The organism is Streptomyces sp. NBC_01294, from assembly GCF_035917235.1.
GTDB lineage: Bacteria > Actinomycetota > Actinomycetes > Streptomycetales > Streptomycetaceae > Streptomyces > Streptomyces caledonius.
In genome coordinates, this window is the sequence record NZ_CP108424.1 from 133,570 (window position 1) to 148,119 (window position 14,550).

The 14,550-nt window shown below is 70.9% G+C and carries 13 protein-coding genes; 6 read left to right on the forward strand and 7 right to left on the reverse strand.

What is annotated here, in order from left to right:
• Positions 1-159: 159 nt before the first annotated feature.
• Together OG534_RS37755 and OG534_RS37760 are read right to left on the reverse strand one after the other, a co-directional pair.
• Positions 160-759: a ScbR family autoregulator-binding transcription factor gene (locus tag OG534_RS37755; protein ID WP_326594155.1), complete on the reverse strand. Its 600-nt coding sequence runs from the start codon at positions 757-759 to the stop codon at positions 160-162.
• A 123-nt stretch (positions 760-882) separates the two neighbouring features.
• The gene (locus OG534_RS37760) at positions 883-1,698 is read right to left on the reverse strand and encodes an AfsR/SARP family transcriptional regulator (protein WP_326594156.1); all 816 of its coding nucleotides are present in this window, start codon (positions 1,696-1,698) and stop codon (positions 883-885) included.
• A gap of 445 nt (positions 1,699-2,143) precedes the next feature.
• Between OG534_RS37760 and OG534_RS37765 the strand changes: the two genes are divergently transcribed.
• Both OG534_RS37765 and OG534_RS37770 read left to right on the forward strand, forming a co-directional pair.
• Entirely contained in the window at positions 2,144-3,751 is a 1,608-nt protein-coding gene (locus OG534_RS37765; RefSeq protein WP_326594157.1) for an ABC-F family ATP-binding cassette domain-containing protein, read from the forward strand.
• A gap of 171 nt (positions 3,752-3,922) precedes the next feature.
• A complete protein-coding gene (locus tag OG534_RS37770; RefSeq protein ID WP_326594159.1) occupies positions 3,923-4,696 on the forward strand; it encodes an SDR family NAD(P)-dependent oxidoreductase in 774 nt (257 codons plus the stop codon).
• A gap of 1 nt (position 4,697) precedes the next feature.
• On the opposite strand, the gene OG534_RS37775 is transcribed toward OG534_RS37770, so the two are convergent.
• Entirely contained in the window at positions 4,698-5,762 is a 1,065-nt protein-coding gene (locus OG534_RS37775) for an NAD-dependent epimerase/dehydratase family protein (RefSeq protein WP_326594162.1), read from the reverse strand.
• Positions 5,759-6,643, reverse strand: a complete 885-nt coding sequence (locus OG534_RS37780) for a ScbA/BarX family gamma-butyrolactone biosynthesis protein (protein WP_326594164.1) — start codon at positions 6,641-6,643, stop codon at positions 5,759-5,761. Before OG534_RS37780 ends, OG534_RS37775 begins: the two co-directional genes overlap by 4 nt.
• A gap of 257 nt (positions 6,644-6,900) precedes the next feature.
• Here OG534_RS37780 and OG534_RS37785 point away from each other — a divergent pair, with 257 nt between their 5' ends.
• The 4 genes from OG534_RS37785 to OG534_RS37800 all read left to right on the forward strand — a co-directional run bounded on the left by OG534_RS37785 (position 6,901) and on the right by OG534_RS37800 (position 11,198).
• Positions 6,901-7,608, forward strand: a complete 708-nt coding sequence (locus OG534_RS37785) for a ScbR family autoregulator-binding transcription factor (RefSeq protein ID WP_326594166.1) — start codon at positions 6,901-6,903, stop codon at positions 7,606-7,608.
• A gap of 380 nt (positions 7,609-7,988) precedes the next feature.
• On the forward strand, positions 7,989-8,639 hold the full coding sequence (locus OG534_RS37790; RefSeq protein ID WP_326594167.1) for a ScbR family autoregulator-binding transcription factor: 651 nt from the start codon (positions 7,989-7,991) through the stop codon (positions 8,637-8,639).
• 219 nt (positions 8,640-8,858) lie between these two features.
• Positions 8,859-10,352 (forward strand): MFS transporter, encoded by a 1,494-nt coding sequence (locus OG534_RS37795; RefSeq protein WP_326594168.1) that lies wholly within the window; start codon positions 8,859-8,861, stop codon positions 10,350-10,352.
• 90 nt (positions 10,353-10,442) lie between these two features.
• On the forward strand, positions 10,443-11,198 hold the full coding sequence (locus tag OG534_RS37800; protein WP_326594170.1) for a TetR/AcrR family transcriptional regulator: 756 nt from the start codon (positions 10,443-10,445) through the stop codon (positions 11,196-11,198).
• 30 nt (positions 11,199-11,228) lie between these two features.
• Here the strand turns inward: OG534_RS37800 and OG534_RS37805 are convergent, their stop codons facing one another.
• The 3 genes from OG534_RS37805 to OG534_RS37815 form a co-directional block, all read right to left on the reverse strand.
• Entirely contained in the window at positions 11,229-11,414 is a 186-nt protein-coding gene (locus tag OG534_RS37805) for a tautomerase family protein (RefSeq protein WP_179175028.1), read from the reverse strand.
• A gap of 66 nt (positions 11,415-11,480) precedes the next feature.
• Positions 11,481-12,740: a DegT/DnrJ/EryC1/StrS family aminotransferase gene (locus OG534_RS37810; protein WP_326594174.1), complete on the reverse strand. Its 1,260-nt coding sequence runs from the start codon at positions 12,738-12,740 to the stop codon at positions 11,481-11,483.
• The gene (locus OG534_RS37815) at positions 12,737-14,404 is read right to left on the reverse strand and encodes a (2,3-dihydroxybenzoyl)adenylate synthase (RefSeq protein ID WP_326594175.1); all 1,668 of its coding nucleotides are present in this window, start codon (positions 14,402-14,404) and stop codon (positions 12,737-12,739) included. Before OG534_RS37815 ends, OG534_RS37810 begins: the two co-directional genes overlap by 4 nt.
• Positions 14,405-14,550: the final 146 nt, after the last annotated feature.

Consider the following 14,550-nt stretch of genomic DNA (forward strand, 5'->3'; position numbering starts at 1 on the left):
GGTGGCGCCCCGGGTTCCGAACCATCGCTCGCGGTGAGGAATTCGCGGGTGGTCCCAAAGGACCATCCGGGGGATCTCCCCTCGTTCCCGCTCCCCCAGAATGAGGACCGGCCGGGACCTGCTCCCTCGAAAGGACCAGATGCGGGAGGGGAACCCCTCTCAGCGGGGAGTCGTCCGATAATCGGTCCGTCCGGACGGCCCGGCCAGGCCGGGCAGAACGAGGTCCCACAGGGCGGCGACCCGAGCGGTGAGTTCCTCGTCCGGCATGTCGGTGGCAGCAAGCAGTTCGATGCCGGCCACCGCCGAGGCGAGCAGCGTCTGCGGTCCCGCGCGGTCGGCGCCGTTCCGTAGTTCCCCGGCCGCGCCAGCCCGGTCGAGCAGCGACCAGGCGGTGGTCATCCACGCCTCGGTGAAGCCGCCGCCGGCCGCCTCCTCGCCGCGCAGTTCCCTGCTGAGGCGGAAGTTGGCGCGCAGCGCGGCTTCCTCGCGTAGCCCCCGGGCCAGCCAGTGGGTGAAGTCGATCAGGGTCTGCAGCGGTGAGCTGCTGCCGGCGGCGAGCCGGTCGACCGACTGGGCGAGCAGGGTGCAGCCGTGCTCCTGTACGGCGTGGGCCAGTTCGCCTTTGGAGGCGTAGTGGAAGTACAGGGCCCCCTTGGTGACCCGTGCCGCACCGGTGATCTCCCCCAGGGTCGCGTTCACGTACCCCTTGCGGTCGAACAGTTCCGCTGCAGCGGTCACCAGCCTCCGGCAGGTGATCATCGATCTCTCCTGCATCGCAGGTTTCCCTTCTCATGGTCGGGGATCCGATCCGTTTCCCTTGGTCGGGGATCCGGTCCGTTTCCTTCGGTCCGGGATCCGGTTCCCTTCGGGGACCGGATCCGCTCAGCCGGCGTGGGCGAGCCGTCCCCAGGCCGGTTCGACGGCCTCCTGCTCCGGGCCGGACGCGAGCATCGAGTGCTGGAGGCGGCGCAGGGCCGGTGAGGGCTCCAGGCCCAGGTCGCGAACGAGCGTCGCACGCAGCCGCTGGTAGGCGGCGAGTGCCTCGGCGCGCCGGCCCGAGCGGTGGAGCGCGATCATCAGCTGGCGGTGCAGCGACTCGTGCATGCGGTGGCGGGACGTCAGAACGGTCAGCTCGCCGACCAGTTCCCGGTGCCGGCCGAGCCGCAGATCGGCCTCGATCCGCTGGTCGAGGGCGCACAGCCGGGCCTCCTCGAGGCGGCGGATCTCCATCTCGAGCAGCGCGCCGGTGCGTATGCCCGCGAAGGCCGGCCCTTGCCACAGGGCAAGCGCGTCGTGCAGGCGGCGGGAGGCGGCGGCGAAGTCCTCCTGGGCCATGGCCCGGTAGCCGGATGCGGCCCGACGCTCGAACTCGTGGGTGTCGATGGCGCCGCCTCTGGTGTCGAGGCGGTAGCCGTCGGGTTCAGTGGCGAGGACCCGCTTGGCGTCGTGCGGGTCGCCGGCGAGCCGCAGTGCCTGGCCGATCAGTTCGCGGAGCTGGAGGATGTAGGTCTGGAGGGTGTTGCGGGCCGATCGCGGGGGCCGGCCGTCCCACAGTTCCTCGATCAGGAGCGGCACCGGCACCGTACGGTCCGCGTGCATCGCCAGGACGGCGAGCAGTTGGCGCGGCTTGGGGGCAGTCAGAGCCACGGGCGCCCCGCCCTCTCGTACGGTCAGCGATCCCAGCACGTCGATGTCCACGCTGTCTCCCCTGTTCTTCTGCCCAGCATGGGGCCCTGGGGCCGACGAGTGCGCCGCCCCCACAATGAAAACAGACTATACGGTTTGTAAGTCAGAGACCAGTCGGTCTGTTTTAGAGTGGCGTCCGGGATGCCGGGGCCGCACACAACCCCAACCACCGCCCACCGGGCCGTCAGTTGACGGTGCATCCGAACGGTGGAGCGCTCGGGTGCCGATAGGTATACGCTGTAGAAGAACTGCTGCCGTCCATAGGAGAAGGCCGTTGCTCTTCTGAAGTCATGTGGTGCCCGCGCCCCCAAAGGGGTGGTGCGTGCAGCGCTCCCGACGGCGAGCCGCTTGCGGCCCGCCACCAGACGATCCGTCACCCGCATGCCGCGGGGCCGACGGCGTCCGACCGCGACCGCCGTCCCGCCGTCCCGGGACAGACATGACTTCAGGAGGACTCATGACCTTGACCAACACATCCGTCGTCTGCGCCAACCTCTCCTTCGCCTGGCCCGACGGGACCCCGGTGTTCACCGACTTCTCCCTGGTCGTAGGCACCGGCCGGACCGGGCTGATCGGCGTCAACGGCTCGGGCAAATCCACCCTGCTCCGGCTGATGGCCGGAGCGCTCAAGCCGAGCGGCGGCTCGGTCAAGGTGACCGGCGAACTCGGCTACCTGCCGCAGAACGTCGCGCTGGAGCCGGAAGTCCGCGTCGAGCAGGCGCTGGGCATCGCGGAGATCCGCGCCGCCATCGACGCGATCGAGGGCGGCGACACCTCCGAGGAGCTGTACGCCGTGATCGGTGACAACTGGGACGTCGAGGAGCGTGCCCGGGCGACGCTGGACAAGCTGGGGCTGACGCACGTGACGCTGGACCGCCGGATCGGCGAACTGTCCGGCGGGGAGTCCGTCATGCTCTGCCTGGCGGCCCAGTTCCTGCTCCGTCCCGATGTCCTGCTGCTCGACGAGCCGACCAACAACCTCGACCTGGAGGCACGCCGCCGGCTGTACGAGGCGGTCGGCTCCTGGAAGGGCTCGATCGTGATCGTCAGCCACGACCGGGAACTGCTCGACCTGGTAGACCAGATCGCCGACCTGCGCAGCGGCGAAGTGCGCTGGTACGGCGGCAACTTCAGCGACTACGAGGAGGCCCTGGCCGTGGAGCAGGAGGCGGCCGAGCGCATGGTGCGCGTGGCCGAGTCCGACGTCCACCGCCAGAAGCGGGAGCTGGCCGACGCACGGATCAAGCTGGACCGCCGCGTCCGCTACGGCAACAAGATGTACGAGACCAAGCGCGAGCCCAAGGTGGTGATGAAGGAGCGCAAGCGCCAGGCCCAAGTGGCCGCGGGCAAGCACCGCAACATGCACCTGGAGCGGCTGGAGGAGGCCAAGGAGCGGCTGACCGAGGCCGAGGAGGCGGTGCGCGACGACCGGGAGATCCGGGTCGACCTGCCCGAGACCTCGGTACCTGCGGGCCGCACCGTCCTCACCCTGCGCGACGTCGAGCTCCGCTTCGGCAGCCGGGCCCACTTCGAGGTGCGAGGGCCGGAGCGGATTGCCCTGGTGGGACGCAACGGAGCGGGCAAGAGCACGCTGCTGCGCACCGTCGTCGGCGAGATCCCGCCGGTGGCGGGCGAGGTGAAGGCTGCCGTCCCGATGCGCTACCTCCCGCAGCGGCTCGACCTGCTCGACGAGGAGCTGACGGTGGCGCAGAATGTCGGCCGGTTCGCTCCCGGCGCCACCGACAACCTCATCCGCTCCCGCCTGGCCCGCTTCCTCTTCCGTGGTCGGAAAGCGGACCAACTGGTTGGTACTCTTTCGGGTGGCGAGCGGTTCCGGGCGACGCTGGCGGCGCTGCTGCTGGCCGACCCCGCGCCGCAGCTGCTGATGCTCGACGAGCCGACCAACAACCTGGACCTGGCGAGCGTGCAGCAGCTCACCCAGGCGCTGCAGTCCTACCAGGGCGCGCTCATCGTGGTCAGCCACGACCTGGCGTTCCTGCGGGACCTCCAGATCACCCGGTGGATCCGGGTGGACGGCGGGACGGCGGACATCGATCCGATGTGATCGGTGCCGCCGCCCGCAGCCGCCGGCACCCGGCCGTACGCCCTAACCCCCGGGGGCGAGGTCGGGTGCCGGTCTTTTCCGGCGGGGGTGGTTCCCGGCCCACTGCGCCGGGAACCACGCCCGCCAACACCCGCCTGCCGGAGCGTGATCATCGGATGAAAGACTCCGGAAATGACTGATCGACAAGGGCTTCTGACAGACAGGACCGTACTGATCACGGGAGCCAGCAGCGGCATCGGCGCCGCCGCGGCACGGGTGTTCGCCAGGGAGGGCGCGGCAGTGGTGGTCACCGCCCGCCGCGAGGAGCGGCTGGCCGGGCTGGTGGACGAGTTGCGGGCGCAGGGCGCCCGGGCCGCATACGTGGTCGCCGACGTGACCCGGTCCGAGGACGCGGTACGTGCCGTGGAGTTCACGGTGGAACGTTTCGGCAGGCTCGATGCCGCGTTCAACAACGCCGGCTACGGGGCCGGCCGCACACCGCTGCACCTGATGGACGACCGCGTCTACGACGACATCATGGACACCAACGTGCGCGGGGTGTTCAACTGCCTGCGCCCGGAGATCGCGGCGATGCTCGAATCCGGAGCAGGCGGTTCGATCGTCAACACCAGCAGCACCGGCGGCCTGGTCGCCACTCCGGTCGCCGCGCCATACGTGGTGTCCAAGCACGCGGTGATCGGTCTGACCAAGGCGGCTGCCGCCGAGTACGGCGCCCAAGGCATTCGGGTCAACGCGATAGCCCCCGGCACGACCCGCAGCGAGATGGTGGCGGACTGGTTCGCGCAGAACCCGGACGCCGAGGAGATGCTGCACCGGGCCACGCCGCAGCCCCGTACCGCCGAGCCCGAGGAGATCGCCGAGGCCGCTGCATGGCTGTGCAGCGAGCGGGCGTCCTTCGTCACCGGGTCGACCCTGGTGGTCGACGGCGGGTTCACCATCCTCTAATTCACGATCCGCTGGAAGACCGTCCGGATTCCGGCATACCCGTCCGGCCCGGCCGGCCTCTGGTGTCCGTCACGAGGTGCTCCCGGTACCACGGGGCGTGGCGGGCGAGGCTCTCCTCGAACGCGCCCCCGGCCGGGCAACCGGTCTCCCGCCAGAGCCGGGAGCTGGCGAACCAGTGGTCGGTGGTCAGCATGGCGAGGTGGTGCAGCAGGACCGGGTGCTCGGCGAGGCGGCGACGGGCCTCACCGGCTTCGATGTCGCCGGTGCCCGCGGGCAGGCCGAGCAGGCGTACCAGCGCGTCGAAGATGCGGGCGCAGTCGACCGGTTCGGGGTGGTTGGGGTGCCAGACGCCGGAGGTGTCCTGGGGGGCGACGGCGACGGCGGTCACAGCACGGGCGAGGTCGTCGACGTCGACCACCGACATCCGGGCCTGCCAGCCGTCGACGGAAGCCGCGAGCCGCTGGTGGAGGCGGACCAGACCCGGGACCACCCAGCGGTCGCCGGCGCCGATGACCAGGTGCGGGCGCAGCACCGTCCCGCCGGCCGCGAGCACGAGCCTCTCGGCGGCGGCACGGGTCCGGCTGGTGGGCGAATGCGGCGCGACGGGGAGGTGCTCGGGTCCGGCGTTCCGGAATACCCCCCGGCCGTACACGGAAGCGGTGCCGACCTGAACGAAGCGGCGGACTCCGGCGCGTTCGGCCTCGGCCAGCAGTGCCCGGGTGCCCTCCTCGTTGACCGCCTGGGCCGAGTGCTCCGGGCCGCCGACCAGCGCTGCGCAGTGGAGCACGATGTCTATGCCCTCGCACACGCCGTACAGGCTTGCCGAGTCGGTGAGGTCGGCGTGGACGTACCGGACCGCAGGATCTTTTTCGTCGGGACCGGTCGAGCGTCTCGCCACGACCAGTCGGGCGCCCGGGAGCGTACGGGCGGCGGCGGCGACCCGGCCGCCGATGAAGCCGGTCGATCCGGTGACCAGGATCCGCCGGGTGACCGGGGGGCCGTACGGGGCGGCCCCGGCTGTCGAAAGCCGCTCGGGGGCGGGTGCGACGGGGGCTGGGCGGCTCACTCGGCTGCGCCTCGGGTCCCGATCAGGCAGCTGAAGACGGTGTTGCCGTCCTGGTGGCCGGTGACGCGGACCTGCCGGTCGCCGTTGTCGGCCGCAGGCAGCTGCTCCGCCTGTATCCAGCAGGGCCTGTCGAGCTCCGCGTACCGGCTGAACTCGGAGCGCATCGTGGTCGGCAGGAACGGCCGGGACGGGTCGATGGCCTGGGCGGCCTGGCGGGCGGACTCCATCAGCACCATGCCGGGAACGTGGTCGACAGGGTGGTCGAAGAGCACGGGATGCTGTTCGTCCACCCGCAGCTGCCACTCCAGCGGACGCTCGGTGGCGGACAGGACGACGTCCGTGGTGAGGAAGCGGCCGACCGACGCGGGGGCGAGCGGCTGCGGCAGGGGCCGCATGCCCGTGGCACCGACCCGGTCGCCGCGGAGCCGCTGGTAGACGGCGGGGCTGGTGCAGTCGAAGGCGGCGCCGCCGGTGGCGATCACCTGGCCGCCGCAGTAGAGGGTGACCTCGTAGCGCATGCCCGCCAGGCGGCGGCCGCGGCGGCGGATGTCGGAACAGATGACGTCCAGTTCGAGGTCGGCCGGCGCGGCACCGACGCCCGCCTGCTCGGGCCTGACGCTGTGGTGCAGGTCCCACATCAGGAACTGCTCCCCGAACGGGACGCCGAACTCCGCGTGGGAGAGAAGGGTACCGACCTGTCGGATGGTTTCGGAGGCCAGCAGCGGGTCGTAGCAACCGTTCACCGGGGTGAAGTAGCTGTGCGCCCTGGGCCACTGCGCGGTCAGGGCGAAGCGGTTCTCCGCGGTCCGGCTCCAGCCCGTCAGAAACACTTCGGCGACCGCCGCCCGGTGGACCAGCTCCCGCGGAACCGTGCTGGTCATGGCCGATGCGCGGGCCGGTCGGCCGGTCTGGAACGCCGTTCGCCTGGCCGGGATCGCCGCAGGCAGGGTTTCGTGTTCAACCAACACAACAGACATGGAATCCCCCATAGAAGCCGATGTCACGGAACGGGCACCTCCCCGTCTCCCCTGCCGATAAGATACATACCAACCGGTTCTTTTGATAGCCGATGTTGATCTATCTAGGCTGACTGGCCGGGTCGCCCGACAGCGGCGGATGCATGACAGGAGTAGCCCCTATGGCAGTGCGACACGAACGGGTGGCAGTGCGACAGGAACGGGCCGTCCGCACGCGGCAGGCGATCGTGCGGGCAGCCGCCTCGGTCTTCGACGAGTACGGGTTCGAGGCCGCCTCAGTGGCAGAGATCCTCTCGCGGGCCTCGGTCACCAAGGGCGCGATGTACTTCCACTTCGCCTCCAAGGAAGAGCTGGCCCGCGGCGTGCTGGCCGAGCAGACCCTGCACGTGGCGGTGCCGGAATCCAGCTCCAAGGCTCAGGAACTGGTCGACCTCACCATGCTGGTCGCCCACGGCATGGTGCACGATCCGATCCTGCGGGCGGGCACGCGGCTCGCACTGGACCAGGGGGCGGTGGACTTCTCCGACGCCAACCCGTTCGGCGCGTGGGGCGACATCTGCGCCCGGCTTCTGGCGGAGGCACAGGAGCGGGGGGAGGTGCTTCCGCACGTGAACCCGCAGAAGACCGGCGACTTCATCGTCGGCTGCTTCACCGGACTCCAGGCGGTCTCCCGGGTTACCTCGGACCGCCGGGACCTCGGCCACCGGATCTCGGTGATGTGGAACCACGTGCTGCCCAGCATCGTGCCGGCGTCCATGCTGACCTGGATCGAAACCGGCGAGGAGCGGATCGAGAAGGTCGCGGCGGCAGCCGCGGCTGCGGAGGCCGCCGAGGCTGCTGCGGCCACTGAGGCCGCCTCCGACAAATAGGAACACCGACATCAGGTCATGCCGGGCACCCAGGGGGCGCCCGGCATGCCTGCGTCCGCCGTCCCACCCGCCCACAAACGGACCGCCGGACGACAGGGCAGCAAGAACTTCGGCCAAAAACAAGGCAAGTGGTCTGCTTTGACTTGGCAATCGGGTCTGACGGTTTGTATCGTGATGCCGCAGCGCCGCAACTCGCACCGGGTGCCCGCTCGGCGTCACGTGCGGGCAGCGGCCGCCTTCCCTTCATCCGGGGGCTCGGTCGCCCTGCGCGCGGCCTTGACCTGCCCGCATCCGAATCACGCCCGCCGGCAGCACACGAGCCGTTCAGCAAACCGAGCGGTTCGTTTGCCTCAGCCGGACGGTGCACGCCAGGAGTTTCCTTGACACCCAAACAGGAACGCGCCTTCCGCACCCGCACCCAGCTGGTGCTCTCGGCGGCCGAGGCCTTCGATCGGCAGGGCTTCGCGGTGGCCTCGCTCACCGCCATCAGCAACAGCGCTGGTGTCAGCAACGGGGCCCTGCACTTCCACTTCGAGAGCAAGGAAGCGCTCGCCGCCGCAGTCGAAGCGGAGGCGGCCGAGCGGATGCGTACGATTGTCGACGGAGCGGCCCGGAAGGGCGCTTCCGCGCTCCAGGCCCTGGTCGACACCAGCCACGCCATCATGCTCCGGCTGCGCCAGGACGTGGTGGTGCGCGCCGGGTTCCGGCTCAGCGGCGACGCGGCCCGACAGGCCACTCACGACCTCCCGGAGCAGTGGCGCCAGAGTGTCGTGCGGCTGCTGGCGCGGGCTGGCCGGGACGGCTCGCTGACCTCGGCCGTGACGCCCTCCGACGTCGCCGGGGTCGTAACGGCCACCGTCCTCGGATTCGGCGTGCTGGCGAGGTTCGACTCCGCCTGGCTCGCCTCCGGACCCCTCTGCGGATTCTGGAAGCTGATGCTCCCGCTGATCGCGGCCGGTCCGGTCGAGCGCGGCGAGCTGGACTGCGAGCCCGCCGTCCCGGCCGACGCCCGGCGCGCGACCGCCGTCTGAGAACCGGCCCTCGTCCCTGCCGTCCCCGACCGGACGGCTCCTTTCCGTGTCCGGGTCGCACTTCACGCGCCCCGGGCAGGCTTCACCCGTAATTCACTTGTACATCGTATAGCTCTCATATACGTTGTAGAACAGTTCCTCACTCACTCCTGGGAGGTCTCCTTGCAAGACACACAGATCACGGCGGCGCCTGTAACGGCCCGCAACCCCAGGCGCTGGGTGATCCTCGGCGTCATCTGCCTCGCCCAACTCGTCGTCCTCCTGGACAACACGGTCCTGAACCTCGCGATCCCCGCGCTCACCGAAGACCTGGGCGCGAGCACGTCGGACATCCAGTGGATGATCAACGCCTATGCGCTGGTCCAGTCCGGCCTGCTGCTCACCGCCGGAAGCCTCAGCGACCGGTACGGCCGCAAGAAGGCGCTGATCACGGGTCTGGTCGTATTCGGCCTGTGCTCGACGGCCGCGGCCTTCAGCGCGTCGTCCGGCCAGCTGATCGCCGCCCGTGCGGGCATGGGCGTCGGCGGCGCCCTGCTGATGACCACCACCCTGGCGGTGATCATGCAGGTGTTCGACGGCGAGGAACTGCCGAAGGCGATCGGTCTGTGGGGTGCCGTCAGCTCGCTCGGCTTCGCAGGCGGCCCCCTGGTGGGCGGCGTTCTGCTGGCCCACTTCTGGTGGGGCTCGATCTTTCTGATCAACATCCCGGTGGCGCTGATCGGCGGGCTGGCCGTCGCCAAGCTCGTCCCGGAGACCAAGAACCCGCTGGGCAAGCGCCCGGACCTGGTCGGCGCCGTACTTTCCACGGTCGGCATGGTCGGCGTGGTCTTCGCGATCATCTCCGGCCCGGAGCACGGCTGGACGTCCGTCATCGTGCTGGTGCCGGCCCTGGTCGGCCTGGCAGGCCTCACTGCCTTCGTCCGCTGGGAGTTGCACGTCCCGGCGCCGATGCTCGACATGAGCTTCTTCCGCAACCGGCGCTTCAACGGCGCCGTGGCCGGCGGCATCCTCGTCGCGTTCGGCATGGCGGGCTCGCTGTTCCTGCTCACGCAGCACCTGCAGCTCGTCCTGAACTACAGCCCGTTGGAAGCCGGCCTGCGGATGGCTCCGCTCGCCCTGACCATCGTCGGACTCAACCTGGCGGGTGTCGGCGCGAAGGTGCTGCCGAAGCTCGGTGCCGCCGGGACCATCGCCTCCGGCATGACCCTGCTCGCCGGCGGGCTCGCGGCCGTGGCCACCGTCGGCGGCAGCCTCGGCTACAGCGGCATGCTGGTCGGCCTGGTGCTGATGGGCTCCGGCATCGCCCTGGCGATGCCGGCGATGGCCAACGCCATCATGGGCTCCATCCCGCCGGAGAAGGCCGGTGTCGGAGCAGGCGTCCAGGGGACGATCACCGAATTCGGCGGCGGCCTCGGCGTCGCGGTCCTCGGTGCCGTGCTGAACTCCCGCTTCGCGGCCCTGCTCCCGGCCTCCGTGGCGGCCGGCACGGCCGGGTCGCTGCACGAGGCACTCGCCGCCGACCCCTCCGGGGACGTGCAGGAACAGATCCGGGACGCGTTCGCTTCCGGGGTCGGCACCAGCCAGCTGATCGGCGCCGCGGCAGTGTTCGCGGGCGGCCTGCTGGCCGGCCTGCTGCTTCACCGCGCGGCGCGTGCCGAGGCCGCCGCGGCGGAAACCTCCGCGGCCCCCGCCGGGGACCCCGCTGCCGCCTGATCCCCACGCGGCCGGGTGCGAGCCTGCTCGCACCCGGCCGCGTACCTTTGTACAGCCCGTAGCCGAAGGACGACCCCAGGGAGGACGAACGTGGCCGCCAAGCGCGCCTCGCAACCGAGAAGCAGCGTGTGGCTCACTCCGGAGCCGACGACCCGCGGCCGCCGGGGTCCCGAACGCGGTTCGGGAGCGGGCAGCCTGGACCGGGAAAGAATCGTCGCCGCCGCGGTGCGACTGCTCGACGATCAGGGCGACGCGAAGTTCACGATGCGCGTGCTGGCCACCGAACTGGGGGTCACCCCGATGTCGGTCTACTGGTACATCGCGAATAAGGACGACCTGATGGAGCTGGCCCTCGACGCCGTGGCGGCGGAGATAAAGCTCCCCGACCCGGCGGCCGGCCGGGACTGGCGAGAGGACCTGCGTGCACTGGCGCTCTCTTGGCGGCGCACCATGGTCGGCCACCCTTGGGCTATCCGCTCGTACGGCGAGTACCTCAACATCGGCCCCCACAGCATGCGGTTCTCCGCCTGCGCTCAGGCGGTCATCGCCCGGTCGCCGCTGCCCGAGGCCGAACGACCCGCCGCGCTGTCGGCCGTGTTCCAGTACGTGTACGGCTTCACCTCGATGGAGAGTCGCTGGCTGGAGTACGGCAAGGAAGTGGGCCGTACGGCCGACGAGTTCCTGGAGGAGGTCGCCGGCAGCATCGCGCAGGCCCCCCAGATCGAGGCCGGCGGCGGACTGATCGAACGCCGCTCCGGCCTCAGCCTCGACGAGATGCGCGACAGCGACTTCGACCGCGCCCTCGACTGGCTGATCGCCGGCATGTGTGCGGGCCTGTCGGACTGAGTCCCACAGGCCCGCACGGGTAGGAGCCGGTCAGCTGCCGGTGACACCGCCGATCCCCCAGCGGCGCGGCTCGACGCCCGTCAGCGCCACCCAGGTCTGCGGCCGGATGGACTCGTCGAAGACGTCCACCACGGCCTGGGTGATCCGCTCGACGAGCTCGCGCTCGGTCCGCTCGTCCAGGCGGCGCTCGTAGATCTTCACGTCGATGAAGGGCACGTCAGGAGCCTTTCTCGGGTCCGTTTCGGGTTGGTCTGTGAAAAAGGGGATGCCGCCGGCGGGTCGTCATCGGACCGCCAGCCGCCGGCCCGTCCCGGCGAGGGCCGTGGCCTCGTGCATCGCAGCGGTGACCGACTCGACAAGGTGGTCGACCTGCTCGTCGGTAAGCCCCGGGTGGCAGGGCAGGTTCAGGTGCTCGTCGAACCAGACCCGCTCGGCCTGCGGGCACTCGCCCGGACCGTGGCCGCGCAGCCGCCACTCGGGCAGCAGGTGCAGCGGGAAGTACCGCAGCTGGACCTCCACGCCCATGCGGTCCAGGGCGCGCACGAAGTGCTCGCGCACCTCACGCCCGGCCGTGACGAAGAACGTGTACAGGTGGTAGGCGTGGGTGCTGCCCTCCGGCGTGCGCTGGAGGCGGGTGCCGGGGAACGCCGAGACGGCGGCGTCCAGCCGGGCCGCGATCCACCGGCGGCGCTCGGTGAAGCGCTCCAGCGCATCCAGCTGGACCAGCCCGACCGCCGCGGCGGCCTCGGACATGGTGGCGTTGGTGCCCGCTCCCCGGATACCGACGGCCTGGCGGCGGTAGACGTCGGCGGAGAAACGCATCCACGGCAGCAGCGCCGGCTCGTCGTCCGCGAAGCCGGGCACCGGGGCGAACACCCCGTCCACCTCGTTGCCCCGCAGCCGCTCGACCCGCTCGGCCCAGTCGGCCCGGTTCAGCGTGATCATGCCGCCCTCGCCGAGCGTGGTGATGTTCTTCGTCGAGTGGAAGCTGAAGCACCCGATGTCGCCGAGCGCGCCGGGGCTGCCCCCGCGGTAGGAAGCGCCCAGCGCGTGCGCGCAGTCCTCCACCACCACGACGCCCGCGCGGCGAGCCCGGGCCAGGATGGCCGCCATGTCCGCCGGAAGGCCGCCGTAGTGCACCAGCAGGATGGCCTTCGTCCGGTCGGTGATCAGCGAATCCAGAACCTGCGGGTCCATGTTCAGGGTATCCGGGTCGACGTCGCAGAACCGGACGGTGACGTCGTGGTCGAGCAACGGCTGCACCGTCGCCTGGAACGTCTGCGGGGTGGCGATCACCTCGTCGCCGGGCTGCAGGTCGAGCAGCCGGACGGCCAGCTCCAGAGCCACCGTCCCGCTGGTCACCGTCAGCGCGTGGCGGGCACCGGTGACCTCCCGGAAGCGCTGCTCGAACCGATCGCGCCACACCCCCGCCGACAGCGGCTCCGCCGAGTGCACGACCGAGGCGAGCGCCGCCAGGTCGGCCTGGCCCACGATGCTCCCCCGGCGCTGGAACGGCACCAGGTAGCGCTGCGCCGCCGTCACCGCGCATCTCCTCGGCCCGCACCGCCACCGCTCGGCAGGAGCCCGGCCAGGGCCGCGGCCCGGGCCGCCAGGACCTTCTTGTCCACCTTGTTGAGACCGGTCAGCGGGAAGTCCTCCACCACCTCCAGCCGGTCCGGCAGTTTGAAGTCGGCCAAGCCGCGGGCGCGCAGAAGCCGGCGCAGCTCCGGCAGAGTGGGCGCCGGCCCGTCCCGGTCGGCGACCACGTAGGCGCATGTCTTCTCGCCCAGCATGCGGTCGGGCATCGCGACCACTGCGGCCTGCTGCACGCCCGGGTGCGCCGTCAGATGGCCCTCGACCTCCGTCGCGGACACCTTGTCGCCGCCGCGGATCACCACGTCCTTGACCCGGCCCTCGACCACGATCTCACCGGTGGGGGTCCTGCGGACCAGGTCACCGCTGCGGTAGAAGCCGTCCGTGGTGAATGCCGAGGCGTTGTGCTCCGGAGCACGGTAGTAGCCGCGCAGCGTGTACGGGCCGCGGGTCAGCAGCTCGCCGACCGTACCGTCCGGCACCTCGCGGTCGTCGCCGTCCACCACCCGGATCTCGTCGGCCGGCGACACCGGCCGGCCCTGGGTGGTCAGGACGACCTGCCGCGGGTCGTCGTAGCGGGTGAAGGTCAGCAGCCCCTCCGCCATGCCGAACACCTGCTGGAGCCGCACCCCGAGTTCAGGCTCGATCCGGGCGGCGACCTCGTCGTGCAGCTTGGAACTGCCGACCTGTACGACGTCCAGGCTGGACAGGTCGTGGCCGGTGCGCCCGGCTGCGTCCAGCCACAGGTGCACGATGGTCGGGATGACCGAGGTCATGGTGACCCGCTCCCGCTCGATCAGCGGGAAGCAGGTCTGCGGGGTCGGGTCCGGGGCGAACACCACCCGGCCGCCGACGCCCAGTACGCCGATGATGCCGGGACAGCCCCACGGGAAGTTGAACTCCACCGGCAGCACCGCCAGGTAAACGGTGTCCTCGCCGAGTTCGCAGATCCCGGCGGTGATCCGGGTCTGGTACGCGTAGTCGTCGTGGGTGCGGGGGATCATCTTCGGCAGCGCGGTCGTTCCGCCGGACAGCAGGAAGAACGCGACGTCGGAGGCGTCCGGCTCGGGCAGTGCGACCGGATCCTGCTCCAGGGCCGCCAGGGCGACCAGGCCGTCCTCCTCTCCGCCCGGATCGCCCGCCACGAAGACCCGGGCCACGCGCGGGAGTTCCGGCAGCAGGTCGCGCACGAGCGCACGGTGGTCGAACCCCCTGACCTCGTCCGGGATCACCATCGCGACTGCACCGGACAGCTCCGCCAGGTGCCGTAGCTCCGCACTGCGGTACGACGGCAGCGCGAAGACCGGCACCGCGCCCACCCGGAACAGGGCGAAACAGACCGCCACGAACGTCGGGGTGTTCGGCAGCTGCACCAGCACCCGCTCACGCGGCGCCACACCCTGCCCGGCGAAACCGGCGGCCAGCCGGTCGCACCACATGTCCAGTTCGCGGTACGTCACCCGGGTGCCGTCGTCACCCACCAAGGCGACCCGGTCCCCGTACCTCGCGGCCCAGCCGCGCAGCAGGGCACCGAGCGTCTCACCGCGCCAATACCCGGCCTCGCGGTAGCGCTCGGCGGCCTCAGGGGGCCACGGCACGCATCCATCCAGCATCGCTTGTCCTTCCGTCGTGCTCACCAAGGGTCCGGCGCCCTCGGGCGGGCGCCGGCATGGGTGCCCGGCGAGTCTCGGCAGGCCCGTTGACACGGCGCTGAGCCGGCTGACGGCGTCGCGGGGGCTCCCAGCCCCGTCAGTGGTGT